Source organism: Spirosoma aureum (genome assembly GCF_011604685.1).
Classification (GTDB): Bacteria; Bacteroidota; Bacteroidia; order Cytophagales; family Spirosomataceae; genus Spirosoma; species Spirosoma aureum.
Genome location: NZ_CP050063.1, coordinates 8317328 through 8338357 on the forward strand (window position 1 = coordinate 8317328; position 21030 = coordinate 8338357).

The 21030-nt window shown below is 45.6% G+C and carries 19 protein-coding genes; 10 read left to right on the plus strand and 9 right to left on the minus strand.

Annotated features, from left to right (window positions below):
- Positions 1 to 51 precede the first annotated feature (51 nt).
- Together G8759_RS33260 and G8759_RS33265 are read right to left on the minus strand one after the other, a co-directional pair.
- Positions 52 to 1833 (minus strand): ABC transporter ATP-binding protein, encoded by a 1782-nt coding sequence (locus tag G8759_RS33260; RefSeq protein WP_167217750.1) that lies wholly within the window; start codon positions 1831 to 1833, stop codon positions 52 to 54.
- A 127-nt stretch (positions 1834 to 1960) separates the two neighbouring features.
- Positions 1961 to 2665: a DUF4190 domain-containing protein gene (locus tag G8759_RS33265; RefSeq protein ID WP_167217752.1), complete on the minus strand. Its 705-nt coding sequence runs from the start codon at positions 2663 to 2665 to the stop codon at positions 1961 to 1963.
- 156 nt (positions 2666 to 2821) lie between these two features.
- On the opposite strand from G8759_RS33265, the gene nusB reads away from it, so the two are divergent.
- The 8 genes from nusB (at position 2822) to G8759_RS33305 (ending at position 10296) form a co-directional block, all read left to right on the plus strand.
- Positions 2822 to 3958 (plus strand): transcription antitermination factor NusB, encoded by a 1137-nt coding sequence (nusB, locus tag G8759_RS33270; protein WP_167217754.1) that lies wholly within the window; start codon positions 2822 to 2824, stop codon positions 3956 to 3958.
- An 89-nt stretch (positions 3959 to 4047) separates the two neighbouring features.
- A complete protein-coding gene (locus G8759_RS33275; protein WP_162389255.1) occupies positions 4048 to 4350 on the plus strand; it encodes a YtxH domain-containing protein in 303 nt (100 codons plus the stop codon).
- Positions 4351 to 4461: 111 nt separating this feature from the next.
- Entirely contained in the window at positions 4462 to 4914 is a 453-nt protein-coding gene (locus tag G8759_RS33280) for a DUF1573 domain-containing protein (RefSeq protein WP_167217756.1), read from the plus strand.
- Between the two features lie 12 nt (positions 4915 to 4926).
- Entirely contained in the window at positions 4927 to 5247 is a 321-nt protein-coding gene (gene yajC, locus G8759_RS33285; RefSeq protein WP_167217758.1) for a preprotein translocase subunit YajC, read from the plus strand.
- Positions 5248 to 5312: 65 nt separating this feature from the next.
- Positions 5313 to 6008, plus strand: coding sequence for a YbbR-like domain-containing protein (locus G8759_RS33290; protein WP_317166747.1), 696 nt, complete (start codon positions 5313 to 5315; stop codon positions 6006 to 6008).
- 85 nt (positions 6009 to 6093) lie between these two features.
- Positions 6094 to 6702, plus strand: a complete 609-nt coding sequence (gene coaE, locus G8759_RS33295) for a dephospho-CoA kinase (RefSeq protein ID WP_167217760.1) — start codon at positions 6094 to 6096, stop codon at positions 6700 to 6702.
- Between the two features lie 49 nt (positions 6703 to 6751).
- A complete protein-coding gene (locus tag G8759_RS33300; RefSeq protein ID WP_167217762.1) occupies positions 6752 to 8416 on the plus strand; it encodes an amidase in 1665 nt (554 codons plus the stop codon).
- A 485-nt stretch (positions 8417 to 8901) separates the two neighbouring features.
- Positions 8902 to 10296: an OmpA family protein gene (locus G8759_RS33305; protein ID WP_197933066.1), complete on the plus strand. Its 1395-nt coding sequence runs from the start codon at positions 8902 to 8904 to the stop codon at positions 10294 to 10296.
- 59 nt (positions 10297 to 10355) lie between these two features.
- Here G8759_RS33305 and G8759_RS33310 read toward each other — a convergent pair whose 3' ends face one another.
- From G8759_RS33310 to G8759_RS33325, 4 genes are all read right to left on the minus strand, one after another.
- Entirely contained in the window at positions 10356 to 11267 is a 912-nt protein-coding gene (locus tag G8759_RS33310) for a nucleotidyltransferase family protein (RefSeq protein ID WP_167217764.1), read from the minus strand.
- A gap of 260 nt (positions 11268 to 11527) precedes the next feature.
- The gene (locus tag G8759_RS33315) at positions 11528 to 12079 is read right to left on the minus strand and encodes a T9SS type A sorting domain-containing protein (RefSeq protein ID WP_167217766.1); all 552 of its coding nucleotides are present in this window, start codon (positions 12077 to 12079) and stop codon (positions 11528 to 11530) included.
- 12 nt (positions 12080 to 12091) lie between these two features.
- Positions 12092 to 13366 carry an autotransporter outer membrane beta-barrel domain-containing protein gene (locus tag G8759_RS33320; RefSeq protein WP_167217768.1) on the minus strand — a complete coding sequence of 425 codons (1275 nt, stop codon included), beginning with the start codon at positions 13364 to 13366 and terminating at the stop codon, positions 12092 to 12094.
- A 528-nt stretch (positions 13367 to 13894) separates the two neighbouring features.
- The gene (locus tag G8759_RS33325; protein ID WP_167217770.1) at positions 13895 to 14524 is read right to left on the minus strand and encodes a YceI family protein; all 630 of its coding nucleotides are present in this window, start codon (positions 14522 to 14524) and stop codon (positions 13895 to 13897) included.
- 1340 nt (positions 14525 to 15864) lie between these two features.
- Here G8759_RS33325 and G8759_RS33330 point away from each other — a divergent pair.
- Positions 15865 to 16524 (plus strand): hypothetical protein, encoded by a 660-nt coding sequence (locus G8759_RS33330; RefSeq protein ID WP_167217772.1) that lies wholly within the window; start codon positions 15865 to 15867, stop codon positions 16522 to 16524.
- Between the two features lie 263 nt (positions 16525 to 16787).
- Here the strand turns inward: G8759_RS33330 and G8759_RS33335 are convergent, their stop codons facing one another.
- Both G8759_RS33335 and G8759_RS33340 read right to left on the minus strand, forming a co-directional pair.
- Positions 16788 to 17042 (minus strand): hypothetical protein, encoded by a 255-nt coding sequence (locus G8759_RS33335; protein WP_232074048.1) that lies wholly within the window; start codon positions 17040 to 17042, stop codon positions 16788 to 16790.
- Between the two features lie 149 nt (positions 17043 to 17191).
- Entirely contained in the window at positions 17192 to 17614 is a 423-nt protein-coding gene (locus G8759_RS33340) for a LytTR family DNA-binding domain-containing protein (RefSeq protein WP_167217774.1), read from the minus strand.
- A 312-nt stretch (positions 17615 to 17926) separates the two neighbouring features.
- Here G8759_RS33340 and G8759_RS33345 point away from each other — a divergent pair, with 312 nt between their 5' ends.
- The gene (locus G8759_RS33345; RefSeq protein ID WP_167217776.1) at positions 17927 to 18415 is read left to right on the plus strand and encodes a response regulator; all 489 of its coding nucleotides are present in this window, start codon (positions 17927 to 17929) and stop codon (positions 18413 to 18415) included.
- Positions 18416 to 18746: 331 nt separating this feature from the next.
- Here G8759_RS33345 and G8759_RS33350 read toward each other — a convergent pair whose 3' ends face one another.
- Positions 18747 to 20942, minus strand: a complete 2196-nt coding sequence (locus G8759_RS33350; RefSeq protein WP_167217778.1) for an alpha-galactosidase — start codon at positions 20940 to 20942, stop codon at positions 18747 to 18749.
- Positions 20943 to 21030: the final 88 nt, after the last annotated feature.

Sequence of the window (21030 nt, forward strand, 5' to 3'; positions counted from 1 at the left end):
ACAGCCCGAAAGTTTAGAACTTTCGGGCTGTTTTCGTTTTAGCAAAATACCTTATACTTCCTCGGTCTGTAACTGCTTCTCATACAGTTCCCGATAGGCACCATTTTTAGCCAGCAAATCTTCATGAGTACCTTGTTCAACGATCTCACCATCGTCGAGCATGATGATCGTATCGGCCAGCTTTGCCGAAGAAACCCGGTGCGAAATAATAACCGACGTGCGGTCGGCCATGATTCGTTTCAAATTGTTGAGAATAATATTTTCGGTGTTCGTATCCACGGCTGACAGACAGTCGTCCAGAATCAGGATTTTGGGATCGCGAACAATGGCTCGGGCAATGCTTAGCCGTTGCTTCTGACCTCCCGATAGCGTAACACCCCGTTCGCCAACACGCGTCTCGAACTGCTCCGGAAAATCGATCACGTTCTGGTACAGGTCTGCATCCCGAATAGCCTGATCAACACGCTCTTGTGATAGATCGGGTTTACCAAAACGGACGTTATTACTGATCGTTTCGGAGAACAGGAATACATCCTGTGGAACGTAACCCATCTGCTCCCGTACTGATGTTAAGTTATAATCCTTAAGGGGCATATCGTCAATCCGGATCTCTCCAGCCGACACATCATACATCCGCGTCAGCAGGTTGGCGAGTGTTGTTTTCCCCGAACCCGTTGTACCCAGAATAGCCACCGTTTCGCCCGCCCGAACATGCATCGAGAAGTTTTTAATGGCTACAATACCCGAATCCGGATAGACAAAACGAACATTTTTGAACTCAATCTCGCCATTGATTGGCCGGCGGATATTTTTTTGCGAAACAATATCGGTTTTGATTTTCAGGAACTCATTGATACGTTCCTGCGATGCGGCCGCCCGTTGCGTCTGACTTGTGGTCCAGCCGAGGGCCATGACCGGCCAGGTCAGCATATTTACGTACAGAATGAATTCGGTAATATTACCCGGTGTCAGCCGGCCGGCCAGAATCTCCTGTCCGCCAACATACACAACCAGCACATTACTCAAGCCAACCAGAATTGCCACAATGGGAAAGAATAGTGAATCAACCCGGGTCAGGCTAAGTGACTTATTCCGGTATTCGTCGCTCTCCAGTTCGAACCGGGCTGCCGAATTATTTTCCTGAACAAACGCCTTTAGAACACGAATTCCGGAAAAAGCTTCCTGCACATAGGTCGAAAGTCTCGATAAGCTCCGCTGAATTTCTTCCGACCGCCGGATGATAATGTTATTGACCAGGTAAATGGCAACCGACAAAATTGGTAGCGGTAGCAACACATAAAGCGATAAGCGGGCGTTGATACTAACCATGTAGGTAATGACCAGAATAAACAGAACAATCAGGTTCAGTCCATACATAATGCTTGGCCCAACATACATCCGCACTTTGCTGACATCTTCCGAAATACGGGCCATTAAATCGCCGGTACTGTGCTGCCGATAGAAACTAATTGGCAGCGTCTGGTAATGATCGTAGATCTCGTTCTTTAGATCATACTCGACATGCCGCGACATGACAATGAGCGTTTGCCGAACCAGGAACAGGAAAAACCCCTTGAGCAATGCCATCACAAGTGTAAGAACGCCGAACAGCAATAAGCTAAAGGCGAATACATCATACAGCGATGATTGTAATGGCGACTTATCGTAGAGATAATAAATATCGAGAGTTTCGCGCACCAGATCCAGTGCGTAGCGAACTAACTGGGCAGGAAAAATGCCAAAAAGGTTCGATATTATGGTGAATACTGTTCCCCAAATCAAATACCATTTATACTTGAGGAGATATTTATTCAGATAGGAAAGTGCTTTCACAGTGCGACCCAACAGCTTTATTTTCGTAACCCTCCGAAACCGGGAAAAGTTGCACGTTTTTCTAAGCGGTACGTTGTCCTATAGAGGGTTCGGATGTTGTGCCCGACCACAAAGTCTACACACATCTCTAACGATTTACCGTCTCTGATACCGACAGCGCAGCCAGGGCTACAAGCGCTAATCCTAACACACCCGTTCCGAGCATAATGGCCGCCATAGCCCAACCCTTTCCCCGATAACGATCCCGATTACGCCTGATCGTTGTCAAACTGGCAACTCCCAAAAGCGTAGCGGTCAATGGAAGCGTTACGCCCAGCACCCACATCAGCGTTCCACCTGATACAAATAGCGAACTAAAAGATAAAACAGCCAATCCTAATGCCACGAGAGCCAGCTTATAGGTTTTCCGACTCGTACTGTTTCGATCTATCGTATGTGCACGTGGGGCTACATGGGCTATGGGAAGCGAATGGAACCACCGGCTAAAACGCTGATTATGATAACTATCGGGATTGCGATGCCGGGATACATTGGCCACAGCCTGTGTACGTTCCGAATCGGCCACCTTCGTCAGCGAACCAGTTGGCGATGTGGTTGCAGTTGGCAATGTGGCTACCATCGTTTCGCTCGAAAAACTGCTAAGTTCCTGGAGAATCGGTACTGTATCAGTTGATGTCGTGACAGGAAACGTAGTCAGGCTTGTTCGTTGAATCGCATTGCGCTGCGACTGAAAATAGGCAGGATGAGTTGGGCCACAACTCGATAGCAGTGTCAAGATGCAGATCGCGATGAAAGCCCCAGGGCTGACTGATCGCTGGCAAAAAGAGAACATGTAGAAGTGAGTATAGGTTAAGTCATACGGTTTCAATTGGGAAAACTACAAATAAAGGCGTATTTTTGCAATCCATACAGGCAGTTCTTTTTTTTATCGGTAGATACACTAGTTTTATCCGGGATGCTCAACAGGCGACTACTCCGAATAAAGGTCATGCAGGCGCTTTACGCCCTTCGGCAGGCCGAATTCTCAAATCAACAATTAGCCCTCGACGGCATCGCAGACCTCTTTCAGCCCGACCTGAACTCGATGCAGACGCAGGACAAACGGCAGTTGGAAGGCTACCGACAACTTGCTGGCCTTCTCTTTGATGAAGCCATCAAAAATAATCAGCCTGCTCAGGATGACGATGCTCCTCAAAAAGTACTGAAAGCAGCCAACGACGGTTTAGTGTTCTACCAAAGTCGCACAAAAAAAGACCGTCAGCATTTCGCTCAGATGATGCTCAAGCAGGTAAATGGCATCTATGAAGATTATTTGCGGGTGCTGTTACTGCTTGTTGAACTCGGTCATGCGGCCCGCACCGACCGCGAGCGCCAGTATCGTAATGTCGATGAAACACCCTTTCCATTCGAGTCCGATCTAAACGACAATACGGTTGTTCAGGCGCTGGCGGCACATAAAGCCCTCCAGAACGAAGCGCTCAGGCATGCAGTTTCCTGGTCAGAAGAACTGGGGTTCGTCCGTAAAGCACTGCGGGAAGTTCTAAAAACCGATGAAACCTATCGCGCATATTGTGAACAGAAAACACATACGGCCGATGAAGATCAGGCATTGGCACAATACGTGCTACGAACACTTATATTCAAGCACGAAGGAATTCGCGACCAACTGGCCGAAATTGACCTGAGCTGGGCCGAGAATAGTGAAGTTGTTCGCGGTTTAGCCATCAGAACGCTCAAATCAGCGCAAAGTCCGGCGGGTTTACAACTCGAACCACTGACCGATGATTGGGAAGAAGATGAACTCTTTTTGAACACCCTGTTTCAAAAATCGCTGGAAAATGATGCCGATTATGAGCAATTATTGGCAGATCAGCTACAAAATTGGGATGTCGAGCGTGTTGCCATGCTGGATAAAATTATATTGAAACTGGCTGTTTGCGAATTACTTAACTTTCCAAACATTCCGGTCAAAGTTACGATTAATGAATATATCGAACTGGCAAAAGCATACAGTACGCCTAAAAGCGGTAAATTTGTCAACGGAATTCTGGACAACCTTTCCGAAAAGCTGCAAGCTTCAGGGCGTCTTCGTAAGAGTGGACGTGGGTTGCTGGACAATAAATAATTGAGTTTATTGTTTGTGGTTTGTAGTTTGAGTGTTCTGTTGAACCTTAACTTTAAACCTCAAACAACAAACCACAAACTTTTCTAGAAATGAGCAGAATTGGCCGTGATTTAACCTTTTTGCTAACCGGAATTTCAGCGGGTGCCATCATCGGATTGTTATACGCTCCCGACAAGGGCAAAGTTACCCGTGATCGGTTAACGTTCCGGTTGTCGAAATATCGGGAGCAGATCGAGAGTATGATCAACGACTTAGTTAATTCGGCAGAATTACCCGAAAACCTGTCGAAAAACGAGGGCCAGCGCGTCGTGAACGATGCACGCGAAAAAGCCGAACGGCTTCTGGAAGATGTTGACCGCCTGATGGCCCAGATCAAGCAGCAAAATGCCTAAACAAGGTAGTTTTCAGTCGTCAGTGTATAGAGTCCAGCAGGCTGACTATATCAGCGCCAGTTGTTGAAATCTATACACTGACGACTGAAAACTATAAACTACTCACCACTAATGTACTTACAAAAATGGCTCCTTCTCCTGGCTGTAGCTTCAGTGAGTTGCGGGCAAATCAGTTGCGATAACCGAAAACAGGGCGAATCAGCCAAGGTTACCGCAACGGGCAAAATGCCCAAAATTACGTTTGCGGAAAAGGGAATTTATGACTTTGGTGCCCTAACCGAAGGAGACACGGTTGAGCATGTGTTTAAATTCACCAACACTGGTGAATTTCCGTTGATTATCAATAATATTACAGCCTCTTGTGGCTGCACAACGCCCGAATGGCCCCACGAACCCGTTGCTCCTGGTGCAACCTCATCGATTCGGGTACGGTTTAATAGCCGGGGTAAAAGCGGAGAACAAAACAAAACCGTTACAGTCATTGCCAATACCGACCCGGCCATGACTGATTTGCAATTCAGAGCGTTGGTTAACCCCAAAGCCGATTCAACCAAAAAATCCTAATTCCACTCACTCATGTTTTCGATTTTACTACAGGCTGCGGCCGGTTCCAATACATCCATGATCTACAACGTGTTGTTGTGGGTAGGTATCATTGGCGTATTTTATTTCTTCATGATTCGTCCCCAGCAGAAGAAACAAAAGGATCAGAAAAACTTTGTTGACAATCTGAAGAAAGGTGATAGCGTCGTAACAATTGGTGGATTGCACGGACGCATTGCATCGGTCGACGGCACAACGGTCACTCTCGAAGTTGACCGGGGCGTGAAGATGACTTTTGAAAAATCGTCTATCTCGCGTGAAGCAACAGCGAAACCAGCTGATTTAGAAAAATAAGAGCAAACCCCGGTGATTTGAGGAGTCATTGACTTTTTCCGTCGGGGTTACTACATGTCTCCATTGTGACCATACCCCCAAACAACCGATCGTTTCAGCCAACGAAGGCCCTGTTGTGTCTGGGAGCTGCTACGCTGTTCTGGTTTCTGAGTGCGCTCAATAAAACCGGCTATACGCTAAACGTCGAATACCCGATCCGGTTTGTCTATAACGACTCACTTTTTGTTCCCACCAAGCCGCTACCGCGCACTGTGCGTGTCAACGTTTCGGGCGATGGCTGGGGGCTACTTCGCCATTCCTGGTTACAGTTTCGGGTTGACCCGATTGACTATACGGTATCAAATCCACTGCAGGCATCGGTAATCAATACGTCTTCGTTAACCGCTACGCTTGCCGAGCACATTAAGAAACTACACGTTAATTACGTCATAGCTGATACAGTTGAAATGGGTTTTGATCGCCGTATGACAAAAACGATTCGGTTGATTCCCGATAGTTTGCACATCGATCTGGCTCCCCGTTACATTGTGTCGAGCGTGATCAACATGACCCCACGAACCATTCAGGTCGAGGGGCCGGAACGGCTCGTTCGCGGCATTGCGGATACACTACCTGTAACGATTCCCGGTAAACGGATTGCCGACAATTATGATAACGAAGTGCCCCTGAATCATTTTCGGCACCCATTACTGCGCGTCAGTGCCGACCGGGTAACGGTTAGTTTTGAAGTCGGTGAGTTATTATCACCACCCTTGAAATAAAGATCAATAATTAGGGTTAAGACTTTCGCTAAAGCAGCAAAAAGCCATATTACGGCCTTATTGCAAGAGTAAACGCAGACAACTCATGAGCACGACCCTTCAGATTGGTGTAACAGGTGGGATTGGAGCGGGTAAAAGTATTGTCTGCCAAATCTTTCAAGCGTTTGGTATCCCGGTTTATGAAGCAGATGAACGGGCCAAATGGCTTACTGAGCATGACCCTATTCTCAAGGCTGACATAATGCGTGTGCTGGGTTCTAATGCCTACGATCCACTGGGTCATTATAATCGGACGTGGGTAGCTTCACAGGTCTTTGCCGACCCAGCCCTACTAGCTCAACTTAACGGTGTGATCCATCCCCGCGTCATGAGTGATACAGACGCCTGGGTTCAGGAACACGCCAATAAGCCCTATGTTATCAAAGAGGCCGCTATTATGAAGGCCGCTGGTGATCATAATTCTCTCGATAAAGTCATCGTTGTGCATGCTCCCCTGGCGCTCCGAATCAAACGTATCCGGCAACGTGATCCATACCGTTCTGAGCAGGAAATCATCAACATCATCAACCGCCAGATTAGCGACGACGAGCGGGTAAGGCTGGCTGATTATGTCATTAACAATGACGAAAATCAATTACTTATTCCTCAGGTCGTTGCGTTGCATCATGAATTTTTACGGCAGCGAGTTATTTAATGCCCCGCCCGCTGTAATTTAGGCATTGCTCTGTCAACAGCCTGATCTGATGAAAAAATTCTTCGTTCTTCTTACTGCCTGTATCGGCAGTTTCCTGTTTGGTGCGTTTATTACCGCCAACGACACCCAAAAACCCTTAACAGCCGATATGGCTGAAATTGCCGCCCACATTTTCGGGCTGGAATTTACACCCGCTGAGCGCGATTCGATGCTCGATAATCTCAACGACCTTCGCACGGACTACGACGCCCTTCGGAAGATTGATTTACCCAATGATATTGCTCCAGCCCTGTACTTTAATCCACTGCCCGCTGGCTTCAAAATGCCCACCGGTCCCTCATCGTTTAAAACAGCACCATCCATAAAAGTTACCGTTCCCGCCAACCGAAATGACCTTGCCTTTTACACAGTCTCACAGTTGAGCGAACTCATCAAAACCCGACAAATTTCATCGGTTGAGCTAACAAAATTCTTCCTGAATCGGCTCAAAACATTTGATCCTAAGCTGCACTGTGTCATTACCTTAACCGACGAATTAGCGTTAAAGCAGGCAGAACGGGCCGACGCCGAGTTGAAAGCCGGTAAATATCGGGGGCCACTCCACGGAATCCCGTATGGTGCCAAGGATATTCTGGCGAAGAAAGGGTATAAAACAACCTGGGGATCCGCGCCTTATCAGGACCAGACGCTGGATGTCGATGCGACTGTTATTCAGAAGCTTGAAGCGGCTGGGGCTGTACTCTGCGTAAAAACATCGGTTGGCGAACTGGCCATGGGCGATGTCTGGTTTGGCGGTAAAACCCGTAATCCGTGGAAAACAGAAAATGGGTCCAGCGGCTCATCAGCCGGAACAGCCTCAGCCGTATCGGCCGGATTAATTCCTTTCGGTATCGGCACCGAAACACTCGGCTCTATTGTCTCACCGTCGACCGTTTGCGGTACTACAGGTTTGCGCCCAACGTTCGGGCGAGTGAGCCGCTACGGGGCAATGGCATTAAGCTGGAGCATGGATAAAATCGGGCCAATTGCTCGCTCTGTAGATGATTGCGCACTCGTTTTCAACGCGATTTACGGCCCCGATGGAAACGATCCGACTGTTATGGCAGCTCCGTTTCAGTATAGCCCATTGGCATCGCTCAAAGGAATGCGCATTGGGTACGTCAAAAAGGCCTTTGAAAGCAATTATGCAACCCGCGCCAACGACTCGTTAACGCTACAGGTTCTGCGAAACCTGGGCGCGGAGCTCGTTCCGTTTGAGTTACCAACGGGTATGCCAGCAAATCGAATTTCATTCTTACTCGGCGCTGAAGCCGCTGCTTCATTTGATGAACTGACTCGGTCGGGTAAAGACGACAAGATGGTTCGGCAGCTAAAAAACGCCTGGCCAAATGAGTTTCGTTCGTCACGGTTCGTCCCTGCGGTTGAATATATACAGGCCAATCGTGCCCGAACAAAACTGATCAATGAAATGGCAATACAACTCAAGACAGCCAATCTTGACGTATACATTAGCCCAACCTACGCAGGTGGAAATCTGACACTTACTAATCTCACAGGTCATCCCTGTGTGGTGCTCCCCAATGGTTTTAATAAGCAAAACACCCCGAGTAGCATCACATTTATGGGGCAGTTATTTGAAGAAGGTAAGGTACTGGCGGTAGCAAAGGCCTATCAGGACGCTACGGATTGGCACAAGAAACATCCCGAGTTATAGCCGTTAATCAGGGAATAAATTTTACTGGCTGGTACGATCAAAGTCGTTTGTTCACGATCTACAAATACTTGCGGTCGATGCCCGAACCCGTGACTTAGTCTGGCGAAGTTCGATTGAGAACACGCTTGCAGATCCATGCCGTATTACTCATCGACTGACCAAAGAAGTGGAACGAATTGTTCATAAATTCCCGGACAGTAAAAGTTAAATTCGTTTTTACAAGGCAAAGCTGGTCACTGTTTGACGGGATAACCGTCAAACAGTGACCAGCTTTTTTGTATGCTCTAAATCATTTGTTCATTGTCCTATTTTTTAGAAACAGGTTGTCCGATTTATCCCAGATAAAAAGTATTTATCCTCTCACTTTTAATTACTTACACAAGTAAACACCATATTTCATTAGAGATACTATTTAAAAAACTTATTCTGAATAGTGATTTATTCATAATTCCTCGTCTAATCAGCTTTATACAACTAACTTCGATATGACAGTGAATCTTTTGGATCTGGCTAAAGTCCACCTCAACGACCGTGTTGTTGGTCAGTTAAGTGTTGCACTTGGTGAGAATGAACAGAAAACACAAACAGCGGTGAATGGTGCCCTCCCGGCTGTGTTAGGTGGTATAATTCAAAAAGCGTTAGAACCTGATGGAGCAGGAACGATAATGAATTTTATTGGTGAGATTATGACCCCGAACCGTGTAGCCGGCGAAGTAATCGCCCCGGAAATGGGCGTTTTGGGTCAATTAAACGGATTGATGACTGATACAACGGGCAAACTTGATAGCCTTTTGGCCATTGGTACTCACATGATTAGAAATCTGTTTGGAAGCAAAGCCTATGACATTGCCGAAGCCCTCGCGGCTGACAGTGGCATTAAACAATCATCTGCGTCATCACTGATGAGCCTGGCTGCGCCGGTGCTTTTAAGTCTCATCGGTAAGAAAATGGCCGACGATACGCTCGGCCCTGTAGAGTTGGCCAGTTTCCTGAATGCTCAGACAAAGAACGTTCAGGCCGCTATACCTTCGGGACTTGGCGCATTGCTAAGTACGATTCCCGGCCTTGGCCTGATTGGGAGTTTGAGCGGCAAACTGTCAACGATGGCAAACCCCGTTCCACAGGTTCGCGCTACTCCAACAGCCTCAACACTGAGTTATAACAACGATAGCCGGCGTAAAAACAGCAATCGCTGGTTGCCATGGCTATTATTACTGTTGGGCGCTCTGGCAATGTTTTTTGTTCTGCGCTCATGCCGAAACGACGAAAAAACGAGCTTATCAGCTACAACCGACAGCCTGGGAGCCGATATGGGAAATATGGCTTCAGATGTGGCAGCAACAGTGGATTCAGGCGGGAGTCAGGTAGAAGTGACCGTAGATTCGGCGGGTGAGGCTCTTAGCGATGCAACGGCAAATTTAGGTACATTCTTCAAGCGTAAACTTCCCTCTGGTTATGAACTGAACATTCCGGAGTTCGGCATTGAGAATAATCTCGTGAAATTTATTGAAGACACGACTAAGCCGGTTGATAAAACGACTTGGTTTAACTTCGACCGACTGCTGTTTGATACGGGAAAAGAAACACTAAAACCATCATCGCAGGAGCAGTTGACGAACATCGCTGAAATTCTGCAAGCGTTCCCGCAGGTAGAACTTAAACTAGGCGGCTATACGGATAACACCGGCAGTGTCGAACTAAACCAAAAGCTATCTCAGGAGCGGGCCGATGCGGTCAAGGCTCAATTAGTAAAACTTGGCATTGACGGATCACGTTTGGACGCTGAAGGATATGGTCAGCAACATCCGGTAGCCTCAAATGATACCGCCGAAGGCAGAGCTCAGAATCGTCGGATTGCGGTTCGGGTAACGAAGAAGTAAGTTTTAGTTATCCGAGTTCGTTGGTTGAAAAAATACAACAAACGAACTCGGATAACCTCTTACCATAATTTCTCCGGGTATTTTCCTTCATCATGCAGACGCTTCAAAGCCGCCTGTACAACTGGCTTATCTTCCGGATAGGTGACGCCAAACCACTCAGAGCGGCTCCTGAATACTTTACAATGCCCAAGGTCAGTTTGAATAAGATTCGTCATAACCGTTGGAATGTAAAACTCAGCCTTGGGCGAATCAATATTCGCAATGGCGTAACTTTCGAACTGATGTTGTACCAATGGGAAAACAGTCGGTTTGAAACCCCAGAAATTCATTGAAACGGGTGTATCGGGCGATAAAGGAGTTAGGCCTTCCGGCTCTTCATATACAATCCGCCGACCCTCCAGACCGTTCTCCTTCTCGTAGATTTTCGTACGCTCGATCACGGATACGAGATTGCCGTTTTCATTCACCTCACACACCCCGCGTGAAACCGATCCATTCTCCGAAAGCGTGTTTTTCACTTCATAACCCACCATGGCGTGGAGTTGGTTATCCGTATCCGTCGTTAGAAAATCGCCAATCAGCTGAAACGCTTCCAGTCCATAAAAGTCATCGGCATTAATAACAGCAAATGGAGTTTTAGTATGGTCCTTTGCACAAAGCATGGCATGACCGGTACCCCACGGCTTGGTACGCTTCACTTCGCCTAACTCAGCCGGAACGTATGAACTCAATGCCTGGATGGCATAATCCACATCAATTTTTCCGGCTAACTTCTGGCCGAATACCTCTTCAAAGTCGGCACGCAGCTCCTGGCGTATAATAAAAACGACCTTTCCGAACCCCGCCCGGATAGCATCGAAAAGAGAATAGTCAATGATTGTCTCTCCGTTTGGCCCAAACTGGTCGAGTTGCTTAACTCCGCCATAACGGCTGCCCATACCAGCCGCCAGAATTAAAAGGGTAGGTTGCATTATTGTTTAGTTAATAGTCAATAGATCATTGTCGTCAGTTGGGGTCAAAATTAGGCAAAAGGATTTCGGCTACCTATTCAAAGGTTGTTTATGACGCTGTTTAAATTTTACAGGCCTTTGGCTTCGAACTGCGGTCCGCTGTGGCTCGAAGCCAAAGGCTTGTTATAGAGTAAATCTCCAAAGCGGTTAAAGTACGAGTTGGGCTGACCGGCAGTGCGAACTTTTGAGAAATACGGCATGGCGCAGGGCGGCTCGTGCGCTCATGGCTTTTTAAGTAGCCGTAACGTACGACTTTCGCTACCAAGCTGTAATTTATAGAGATACAGGCCCGCCGGTAAATTATCGCCTTTTAACTGAATTTGATAATTTCCGGACGATTGCTCGTCGTGCTCTTCTGATTGTCTCAACACGCGCCGGGTAGCATCCATAAGCGTATGACGCACCCGACCACGTAACGGTATACTATAATCAATGGTTGTTTGCTCCACAAAGGGGTTAGGATACACGCGGGCGGATAAATGAGATTCTTCACTCGTGGGCCAGGAGCCGTTTACATTTGCCACAGTAGCCGTGAATACCGAACCTGCCTGCGCCATAAAGCCCGGTTGCAATGTTACGGATTTGCCAGCGGTATAGTACACCATTGCTCCCTGACTTATACCGTTACTGGCCACGATCGTCTCACTGGCTTTCTGATCGATCAGAAGCCCTGCTGTTACAAATTGGCTCAGCGTTATTTGTAGTGGATAATCTTGTGCTACAACCGAACCACTAACAACTAGTAAGCCGACTAAGAATAGGTCCTTTTTCATACATCAACTAACTTAATGGTTAACTTTTGCCTCCAAGACCATCATTCTCTCTTTCAATTGCCGGTTCTGCTCCTGAACGGCGGCTAACTCATTGCGCTGTTCAATTAAATACAAGGTCAGTTCTTCTATTTTCTCTAACAGTTTAGCATCCATTTTGGCGACATCCATCCCTTCTTTTACCAGTTGCTCAGCCGACGGAACACCCGGTAAATGCCGATGAGCAGTAATGTATTGTTCAACCTGAGCGAGCGATTGTAGTTTATAGGCTGGTGCAAATACTTTATCGGACCAGTCGGCGGTGTTCTTAATGGCTACTTTCACTTTCTCGGTTAAAATACCTTCCTGAACAAACAGCCGGTATCCGACAGGCGTTTTCAGTACATTCTGACCAATAATAACAGCATCGTCATTACTGCTTTGGAGGAAGCGCCCCTTGCGTTGCCACAAACTCTCTACAGCCGCTTCACGACCACCATTGCTATACCCAGCCAAAATGACATTACCGTCGCCATCGACGCTTAAAAATTTGTTGGTAAAGCGGCTAACGGGATCATCGTCATTAACCTCTTCGAGCCGTAGCCCTGATTTATTGACTTCTCCGCTATTGATGTGCAAGCGATTTGTTGGGCTACTGGTCCCTATTCCGACCATTGCATTATTACCAATGACGACGGCATTAGATACGTTGACAGTTGCGTTGTTACCAAGGGCTGTTGCATTGACCAGGCCGCCTGAACCTGCATTGGCCTGATAACCCAGAAAGGTGTTATACTGACCAGAGGTGTTGTTGGTACCCGATTGATAGCCAATGAATGTGTTGCCTGATGAAACATTGTTGTAGCCCGCGTAATAACCCATGAACGTATTCTGACTACCAGTCTGATTGGAGTACCCGGCATAAGGCCCCATCAACGTATTAGACGACCCGGTGGTATTTTCACGGCCCACGCCAAATCCCAGAAAAGCATTAAAAGAGCCGGTTTGATTACCGAAACCAGCGTAGTAGCCTGTGAACGTATTGTTACCACCCGTTGAATTGCTGTAACCCGCCGAAGAACCAGTGAAGGTATTCAGTGATCCGGTCGTATTAAAGAACCCTGCATTACCACCCAAAAAGACATTGTTAGATCCTGTAGTAACGAAGTTGCCTGCAAAGGGACCAACCAGCGTGTTGTTACTACCGGGAGTAGCTGAGTTCGTTGTATTGGCGACGTAGTTGTTCTGAGCTCTGGTTAGTACTGGCAATACTACCAGTGCGCCGATCAGGAATGTGCAAATCGCTTTCATCGGGATTAAGGGTTTAAAGAAAAAGATACCATCCGATCAGATGGCACTTTAAATTGGCTATTTAAATAATAGACTTAAGCGATTTTTAATCTTAGAGTCACAGTTTTGAGCAAACGGTATAGATAGCGCGTATATTATCCCTATAAATTGAAAGGTTACAGCTTAACAGTATAAGCAGAATTAGTTGCGCCACAATCAGTTACATCGCTACTTTCTATAGTTTAGGTTCAATGTCTATGCCCATCTGAACGGCAGAACAGCCCTGAGGTAGTTGCTTGAAACAGATAAAATAAACGACGTGTCGAGCTTACGATTTCTCCATCCTTAAGAAGCTTGTAAAAATTGTCCCTCCTGACAAGCCCAGACCTCTCAGGTCCTGACTTGTCTGGAGGGACATGTAAAAACTGCCTATTTACGACTTTAACTCAAGGTCGCTCATGAGCAGACTGGTTGAGAAATCATTGCTCGACTTAATACCAGTAGGCCTTGTTTGTACGATTAGTCAGCATGCCAATCAACAGGAACATATTATTTTTTGCTACCCACTAATTTAAGGTGAATATCAATATCAGGCTGGATGAAATTGGCGTCGGGTAAAGCATGATCTGACGCGTAGGTTATTCCCCATTTGGTCCGGTCTACTTTCAGAATTCCCTCCGCCATAATCTGATTGTTGGTTAAATCAATTTTAGCCGGAAAATTAACCGCATTGGTTTTACCTAACATCATTAGGTCCCCGTTTACCTGATAGTTGGCCCCATCGATCGCATTAGACGTACTGCCCGTATAGCTCGTAACGCTGGTGATCGTATAGGTTATGGCTGGATGAACAGCCATATTGAAAAAGTCGGCACTTTGCAGGTGGTGCACTAGTTGTTGCTTCAGGGAGTCGGTCGGTAAATTGTAATTGACTAGAGAAGAAAGGGGAATGCTGAATATACCGCCACTAATTTTTCCGTTTTGACTCGTCAGATTTTCACTTTGAACACGAATAGACCCTTCATTGAAATACCCGGTGCGAAGATATCCTTTCCACTCAGCTACTGATTTCGTATCGTCGAGTTCATACACTGTGGCAACCACATCATCATCCGTTTTCTTGCATCCCCACAGAAAAGCAGATAAGGCCATTGCACATAATAAAGCTAATTTCTTCATACGTTTTTGATTTAAAATACCCGTTTATTGTAGCACTTCGCCTGGCAGAAATCAGCATACAGCATGATTCGTCAGGCGCAGTGCAAAACTACCAGTGGGTAATTTTGAGATAAATACATATGAGATGAATTGCCTATTAAGCTAGCTCAGTTGCGATTTTCCAGATTTAAAGTATGAGTGGGAATGGCCTTCAATAGCTCCTTTTAATCACTCTGGTAATTCAGGAGCAGATTCTTCTAAGCTAAGGGCTTAGTAATGCTGTACTTGATTTGGGCCAGATGCGTATTTAAAGCTACAGGTTGAAATCTGCATTTTAGTTTAGCGAGCACATAGGCTAATTTGACCAACTGGCATAGGCCGAATTAATTGAACGGATATGGTTAATGCCGCAACCAGCGAAGAGAAGGTAAAGAAAAACGGACTGTAAAGGGAGACTATTTAGCGCCTTCTATCCTTTAACCATAGATACAGGATGGCTAATAAGTCGAAGCATAAAATAGGATAACAAATTACAAGTAATCGCCACCAACGGCTGGTCTGCATCAACTCAAAAACCTCAAACCTGCAAAAGACTACCGAGGGTACTACAACTAATAATAGAAGACTCAAGAGTTCAAATAAACGTTTCACAATACATACAGGGTAGAAGTTAACGACTGCCTAGCATCAAATGCTTTTTGGTAGCAGTCACTCTCTCAAACCCACCAACAGAGTTAACAGGCACACGCGACTAATAACGAATATAATTACTGCTTATAACGGCGATATCCACATTTGGTTGACGAAATGATTTTTCGGTCAACGTAAGACGAACTTACCACTGGTTATGCCGCTTCACCCACATATTCAGGACAAGAAGCAACAATAAACAATACAGCGGGTAGCAGATAGTCAGTGCATACTCCGATTTCCCCACGGTTAGCCACGACGCAATGTCAGACAAGCCGTAGCCAGCAAAGGAACAACCACAAATAAGATGATGAGCATTGCCTCAATGACATATTTCATGGTGGTCTGAATGACGACGAGAAGGTTATTATAAGAACGTTACTCACGATCAACTTATTCCGTCTGAACTCGAGCAACTGTTTCTACACGCCAAAAATAAAGAGCTGACGGTCTAAACGTTTTTTCGGCTGATTCACGCTACAAAAATTGCGTTTGACAGCATAGGTAATTTACTATTTGTGCTATTTATTCGACTTTTGCGTAGTCATGTATCCCGAAAAACCTTTCAATAAAAGGTGCTGGTGTAACAGAAGGATTACCAACAATAATCCAGTACATTTCTAACCAAGCATGTCATTTACATAGATTTTTCAACTAAACCATTAACGAATATGAAAGCATTGTTTTCTTTGTTTCTGCTGACAACACTTGCAGCAACAAGCTATGCCCAGATTGCGAACGACAATTCGTTCGAAGTACAAATCGATGGGAAACCCTATAAAACTCAGCCCCGGCGAATACGCATTGGCAATTACTGGTGGGTAACTGCCAACAGTACTAAACCCGATAAATCAGTGAGAATATGGCTCGGCAGTTACGAAAATAAAGATATTATCGAGACAGGCACCTACCTGATTGTCGATGCCGATAAGCCGGATACGAAGGAAAACAAGAAAAAAATTCAGGAACTTGGTACTTACAAAGGCATTGCCGCTGTCAAGTATGTAGAAGAAACACGGGAGCCCCGGATGGAATATCACGTGGGAAAATCTCAAAATGGCGACGAAACAATAACGGTCAAAATGGGAGCTGATGGCTTTCTGGAAGCAACGTTCAACTGTTCGCTGGCTGGCACGTATTGGAAGGAAAAAGCAACGGCTACGGTTTTTGGGGGTGTAGGACGCCTTATTAACAAAATGGAAGATAAGGCCATTACGAAAACAACCGGTTACGACTCATCCATTGATCCAGAAGGAAATGGTTATAGTAAGCAGGGTAAGACGGACACGATAACATTATCGAATGGTTCGTTCAAGCTAAAAATCAATTAACTTATTGAGCTTTTAGTCACTAAATAAGTTTACTCTGTTGGTGTACCAAAATACCAAACGTACCCATAGGGTTATAACACATCTCATGTTATAACCCTATGGGCATGAGGGAGAGTATCAGGCTATTTACACGATAAATACCTGTTATGAACGGAGCTATCTTAGCCATAACTCACGCGAATCGACACACCTATCTATCGACTAGTCTAGAATAGGTGGGCATAATTGAGAAGCAGCGGTTTTAATTAAGTCATCTGACGATTTCAATAATATGTGCTATGCATCGCTTCATCATGTACTTTATCCTGCTCTATCGTATCCAGCACTGCCCTGGCAAAGGAAGTCTTGTCAGATTTACGATAATGATCTTTCGATAAAGCCCCCGATGGAGCCTTAAAGTCCTGGCTAACGCGCTGGCAAGCAGCCCATAAATCAGGATTCAATTTAATTTTGTGGTGTCGAATAGGCGTATCAGCCCCAAACCACAGCCGGATTACATTGCCTAAGGTTGGTTTCATCACAGTACCCATGCTTTATTTATCAATATAACAAAGGCAAATGTTTGATTATTTTACTAATAAATAGGATATTAATTAAAAATTAATTTAAGGTCTGGCCAGAATAGGCATAACATAAAACTGTAGCTGATCGATTTACCCGAATTTTATTAGCGAAAAGAAGCCATAATCGAACGACTTTTTATAGCTTGATTACCCAATAATTGACGGCGAATTTCCCTCCATCGACGACGCGAAACAGGAAATGACTCGCCGGTCGTTACATCAACCCGATAGCTACCATCGGCCAATTCTATTTTTTCAATAAATTGCCGGTTTACTACACAATTTCGATGAAGACGGACAAACCAATTGGCTGGCAACTGGCTATGATGGTGCTTTAATGTCTTGGTTGTTAATAACCGCTGCCCATCTTTTAAACACACCCAGCAATAATTCTTTTCAGCTTCTAAACAAACGATATCAGCTGGAGAACATAATTGGCGACTATCATTACGAGCGTATAGTCGTATAGGAAGACAATCAAGCAATTCGGTAGAAATGACCGTTGCCTGTTCAAAAAAGAAAGTCATTAAAAGATTGTTTTGCTGTCTCCTTATGTACGAGATTGGCGGTATAGTTAGATTGCCGGAAACCGATAATATTCTATTTATTCTCTAGACTTATATCAAACTTGCAGCTAGGGATTGACCATCTAAACAGGCAATTTCCAGTATATATTCATTTATATGAGAAGTAGTTATATACATTATCCAAACAGAAGAATAATTATAATTTTTCTCATGAGTGGGCAATATATAATGCAAAATCTATTTGTTAATCTGTAATACGTAGTTACATTGCGTATGTTTTTCGTAAAATATACAACCAATTATTCAGACGGAATGCCTGATTTTTTTAGTCCGTTAATCTATGCTGTAGACGATGACGAAGACGATCGCTACTTGTTAGAGCATATTTTTACTGATCATTTTAAGGAATGCGACTTGCGGTTATTTGACAATGGAGCAGCGCTCTTAACCCATTTAACGCATCAATTAGACGGTAGACTACCAGATATGATTATTCTGGATTTGGCTATGCCTGTCTTTAGTGGTTTTGAACTTCTTCATTTTTTAAAGCAAAACGACGATTTTAGCTTAATACCTGTTTCGATTCTGTCAGCAACGCTCCATAAAGAGCATATAGATCTGTGCTATGAATTAGGGTCAAGTAGCTACCTGAGCAAATCGCAAAGTTATATTGAGTTGGTTTCCAGTATTCAAGAGTTGCAACGGTACTGGTCGGAAGCACTCGTTCTAAAAAAAAGAACCCAAAAGCAGTACTCAAGGCTACTGGAAGTAATTGACCTGGAAAGTCTTTCGCTTAATTAACTAGTAAATTCGTTTACAACTAGTTAGTTTTTCCTATATTGCGTCAAAATTAATGACGTATAGTTCATTATCTCATGATCGAACGCTCGCAACCACTACATGACGACGAATCTAGTAGTGAAGAAAACTTCTATAAGATGTTGGAAGAGTACACGCAACAAGTTCGGCAACGTTATCGCATACCTGTGCGTTTGAATCTGCCACGTTTATCCGGCAAAAAGCCAGGCAAGAGCTATTTCGAAAGCAAGTAACCCGTGCCTTCGAAATAGCCCCTGATTATCCACAAAACATTCCTGGTTCCACAACTCGAAAAGACAAGTCGAGTGTTGTTTTATTTACTTTCTGCCAATTCGAGTACAACACTGGTTCGGCGCGTATCGACGTTGGGATTAAAGCCAATGGTCATCAGGTAGTTTCCGGAATAAACAGTGGTTTCAGTATTAATCGCTGATTTTGTTCCCGGATATACATTCAATTCCCGAACCGAATAGTTTTTGGCCGGGTCGAGCCCTTTCAGGCGAATGGGTGCGGTGCTACCAGCCTTGTAGCGATTTTTGGTTAAATACGAAAACCACACAGCCCGATCCCTGGATTCGCTCACATACATCAACGATGCTATGTCACTGGTATACGGCGATGACAATCTAAATAAATCGCCCTGCCACACAACTGTCTTGATCTGCTCGTACGTTTTCAGCGCCTGCTGGCTGAATTCCAATTCTTTCTCATCTAACTTACTGACAACGATGTCGTAGCCGACTTTGCCCATCATGGCCACATCCGTCCGAAACTTGATTGGCTGTTTTCCCCAATCAGTAACGTGGTTACAGGTAGCAATAGCCGGGAAGAAATAGGAATAATTCCATTGGATGAACACCCGCTCCAGACCGTCGGTATTGTCGCTCGGCCAGAACTCGGTAAAGTACCGTAAAGCGCCGTAATCGACACGTCCCCCGCCCCCCGAACAAAGCATCATAGGTAAGGTCGGATATTTCGTGCGTAGCCGCTCCATCACCTTATACAAGCCTTGCACATAGTCTACATATAGGTGTGATGGATTGGGATTAGTTGCCGAAAATGCGTTATAAATGACGGCATTACAATCCCATTTGATATAGCTTAACGTTGGATTTTTCGTCACCACATCATCGACAATACCGTAGACGAACTCCTGAACTTTGGGATTAGTCAGATCGAGTACCAGTTGATTTCTAAAATAATATTCCTGACGGTTTGGGAGCTTCAGCACCCAGTCGGGATGTTTTTCGTAAAGTTCGCTCTTGGGGCTCACCATTTCTGGCTCCAGCCAGATACCGAATTTAATTCCCGCGCCCTCGGCTTCTTTGACCAGATGGCCCAAACCATGCGGCAGTTTTTTTATATTTTCCTGCCAGTCGCCCAAACCAGCACGATCGTCGTTACGCGGGTATTTGTTGCCAAACCAACCGTCATCGAGCAAAAACAGATCGACACCTAGTTTCTTGCCATCCTTAAAAAGCGCTGTCAACTTTTCTTCATTAAAATCGAAATAGGTGGCTTCCCAGTTGTTGAGCAACGTCAGGCGATTACCCTGCCCCTGCGGAATACGGAACTTACGCGCCCAACGGTGCAGATTCCGGCTGGCGGTCCCTTTGCCTGAATTTGAATACGTGAATAGAAACGCCGGTGTCGTAAACTCCTTTCCTGGTGTCAGCGAATAGGCCGATGCATACGGATTAATCCCGGCCGTAAGCCGCAAGTTATGCAGCGGATCGACCTCAAATGCAATCTGGTAGTTACCCGACCAGGCCAGCGTTCCGGCCATCACTTCGCCTTTATCTTCTTCGGCGGGCTGATTCAGTGCGACCATAAACGAGGGCGGTTGAAACAGATCTGCCCGCGTTCCTAATTTTGTATCCAGCATTTTGATGCCTTCCGAAAGCAGTTCTTCGGTTGGATTCATTTCGTTAGCCCAGTCGCCGTGGAAATGCGTCAGGTAATAATTCTCTGCCGGAATGTACAGGTTCGCTGATGCGTATTTATACAGCGTAACGTTCTTTTTTTCGGTATGTCGGATCGTAGACCACTGCTCGATAACATCTTCGTTCTGATAAGCTTTATAGTACAGCGTCACCTCAAACGGATATTGAGGGTCTTTCAGATAAACCGCTGTCAGCACAGTGCCTTCCTCTGCGGACTTACGTTCATGCCGCACATAGCGCAGGTCAAGTGATGGATTCCCGTCGGCATGGGTCACCTGAATGGCTGGCTCCAATAGATTTCGCCCCCCGGCAGGCGTGTAAACGGAATTGTAAATGCCCGTATAATCTTCCCCACGTTTGCCATTTCCCGGAATGCGCGCGTACTCGTCGGTGCGATCAAGCCGTTGACCGAGGTGGACAATAGTCGGATTCTGGTCTTTGTCCACCCGAATGACCAGAGCGGTTCGGCGGGTTTCGATAACGATGTGTGTGTCACCAGGTGCGCTCCAGGCTGTTACTATGGTCAGGCAAAGCAAGACCACAAATACAAAAACAGGTCGAATCATGGGGTGGTTTATCTTCGAAATAAAAGACATTGGCTGTTGATCGCAGGATAGCGGACTTTAGATAAAGTACAAGTTACTTTCCTGCGAT